Genomic DNA, 3,149 nt, shown 5'->3' with positions numbered 1-3,149 from the left:
GCTCCAATTTTTGGAAGTTCAGGGCAAACTCGGGAACCTCGATGCAGGCCCGCTCGATCAGGGTACTACTTTTTTTTCATAATTTCAAGGTGTTAAGATTAAACAGTTCTTAAAGGTAGTGAACGGTGAAGACTTGAAGCTACCTTTAGGTTTAGTTCAACAATGCCTAAAAACAATACGGGCTTCGGGGTTTTCCGAATGGTTTGCGTATTTTTATGAAGTCCGCCAAAACATTTGGATTTTGGGATTTTAAAAGGAAAAATTAAAACCAAAACAAAAGGTTTTGGCTAATTGCCGAACGGAAGGTAAACGCTAGTTTGCTCCCGTACTGTTCTTAGCCGAGCCGTTGTAGTGCATTTGACACAACCATAAGGCAAATTCAGTATCTAATAGTAAACAGATTTATGAAAAAAAATTTCATACTTATTGTAATAAGCATATTATTGTCAAATTGTTCGAATGATGATGATAATGGTATTGATTGTCAACTTTTTGACCCCGCATTTCCAAGTTTATATATTAAATTAGTTGATTCAAACGGTAATAATTTAATTGAAAATGGTTCTGTAAACCCAGAAGAAATAACACTTCAAAATGGAGTAGGTTTCAGATTTAATCCTCCTAATGAATTTGCTAATCCTGATTCTGAAATTAGGGAGTTTGATAATACAATTGAATTATTTATACCAAATGAATCGACCTTTCAATACGTTATTAAACTAAACGATACAGAAACTGTTACCTTGGATTTTTTAGCAGAATTGACTAAAATTCCCTGTAATATAACTTACTATACTCCAACTGGAGTGGTTTACAATACTCAAAATTTGGAATTAAGAGAAGGTTCCTCACTCGAATTTATAACGGATATAGAACTCTGAAAAAACGCACTACAACAATTCCTAAACGTAATGCGGACTTTAGGGCTCAATCGAAATGTCTGTGTGTATTTATGAAGTCGCTAAATCTTATGGATTTAGCTTTAGAATAGAAAAAATAAAACTAAACAATAAGCTTTAGCTTCGTGCAAAGACGGAAACGAAAAGTTTCCTTGCCTCCGCACTACGCTTAGCCGAACCGTTGGCAAACATTTTGGCCGACCACCAATTTTACTTGCAAATTCGCTATTATCTGCACTTCTGCGAGGTTTTTAAATAATATAATTTTTGCTGCGTAGCGTTGTAAATAAAAGAAATTTGAGTTTGGTCTGTTAAGCCAAAAAGTTATGGAATTTAATTGCAGCTTTTTGGAGCAATAGAACCTAAAAAAATTAAAAATTCTGTTGCGAAATGTTGTGTGAAAAAACAAAACAGTTTAGTCGGTTAAGTCATGAAATTTCGGAAGCTTTAGAGCAGCTTTGTGGAGCAACAAAACCTAAAAAAAATAAAGCGATGCCACTAAAAAAAGAATAGCAACGTTGTCTATAAAATGCTCAACTTGTTAAAAAATTAAAAAACGATTTGCCAACACCGTATATAGTTCATTGCTACTACTCGCCTATTTACAATTTATACTTGCTTGGCGAAAAGTTCATTTTTATTTGTTAAATTTAGTGCTTTAACCACGCAACAAACCATATACAAACCAGTTGGCAAACATTTTGGCCGACCACCAATTATACTTGCAAATTCGTTGTTATTTGCCTTTTTGCGAGGTTTTAAAAAAAGTATAATTGCTGCTGCATAGCGTTGTAAATAAAAGAAATTTGAGTTTGGTCTGTTAAGCCAAAAAGTTCTGGAATTTAATGGCAGCTTTGTGGAGCAATATCACTTTAAAAAAATAGAGTTTTGTTGATTAAGTCAATAAAATACTGAATTGAATAGCAGCTTTTTGATTAGTTAGAACTTTAAAAAATTAAAAATTCTGTTGCGAAATGTTGTGTGAAAAACAAAACAGTTTAGTCGGTTAAATCATAAAATTTCAGAGGCTTACAAGCAGCTTTGTGGACTAACGAAACCTAAAAAAATATAGCGATGCAACTAAAAAAGAATAGCAACGTTGTCTATAAAATGCTCAACTTGTTAAAAAATTAAAAAACGATTTGCCAACACCGTATATAGTTCATTGCTGCTACTCGCCTATTTGCAATTTATACTTGCTTGGTAAAAGTTCGCTTTTATTTGCTAAATTTAGTGCTTTAACCACGCAACAAACCATATACAAACCCGTTAGCAAACATATTGCATTTAATAAAAATCGGTTCGCAATTCTCCTGAATATTTTTTAAAATAATAAGAGTTCGGTTCGGGTAAATCCGCATTTTTAAAATGGTTTCTTTTGGTCGGTTTTTAAGAAAACTTCAGGTATTTATTTAAGTAAAAGCTTGCCAAAGTTTCTCGCTCGGACGGACTTTACTCGGACGCAACTGTTGCGCAGATGGACTTGCGAACTGTTTGCCAAAGTAAGGGCAAAAACGAAAATCGAAAATGTCCGTTTTTTAGGTTGGATGGACCTGAAAAAAAGAAACCATTTTAAAAGGGCCCGGGTATAAATAAATGGTTCGGGCTTCGGCCAAGGTCTGCGCTGCAACACGTTTGCTAACAAAGCCTAAAGTTCATTGCTTGCGGATTTCCTTGCAGGAAATCCTGCGCAAAAAGCTAACTTTGGGTTCGGCGGGACTGTCTTGCGGACAGATCACCGCAACGAACCTTAGCCCAACCGTTAGCAAACATATTGCCAGAAATTTCCGATCAGGGCGCAATCGAGACGGATAGCGGATAAAAACAAGGAGCATGGCTCGGGCAGGGCCGCGTTTTTAAAATGGTTTCTTCGGGCTTGGTTCTTTCTGCGTCTCCGGGTGTCTAATGGGAAAAAATGTGCTTGCCAAGGTCCCGGCACTGGCCGACCAGACACTCCGGCGGGATCGTTGCGCGGGACGACCTGCGGCTTGTCCGCAAAAGCTCGGGAAAGGTCCGCCGGCCAGAAACGCTTGCCCGAAAACTACGGTTGACCGAAAAAAGAAACCATTTTAAAAGGGCAGGGGACATTTAAAAAGGGTCCGGTGCCAGGGCCAAGATCGGGGCGGTAACACGTTCGCTAACAATATGTATGATCAATACGGGGCGATTTTCCGGTGGAAAATCCACGCATTTTTAGTATGTTTAGCGTACGGGCCGAAATCCTGCGGATTTCAAGGCCGTACTGATCAT

2 protein-coding genes are annotated in these 3,149 nt (G+C 37.5%); both read left to right on the top strand.

Translation table 11 applies throughout. The annotated features are described in order from the left end of the window. Positions 1-404 precede the first annotated feature (404 nt). Positions 405-881, top strand: a complete 477-nt coding sequence (locus ACKWCC_RS19075; RefSeq protein ID WP_413997564.1) for a hypothetical protein — start codon at positions 405-407, stop codon at positions 879-881. A 408-nt stretch (positions 882-1,289) separates the two neighbouring features. Beyond that, positions 1,290-1,412, top strand: coding sequence for a hypothetical protein (locus ACKWCC_RS19070; protein ID WP_413997563.1), 123 nt, complete (start codon positions 1,290-1,292; stop codon positions 1,410-1,412). Positions 1,413-3,149: the final 1,737 nt, after the last annotated feature.

It is taken from the genome of Maribacter aquimarinus, assembly GCF_047345505.1.
Taxonomy (GTDB): domain Bacteria; phylum Bacteroidota; class Bacteroidia; order Flavobacteriales; family Flavobacteriaceae; genus Maribacter.
The sequence above is the reverse complement of the archived record's forward strand: the minus strand, read 5'-3'. Positions and strand labels throughout refer to the sequence as shown.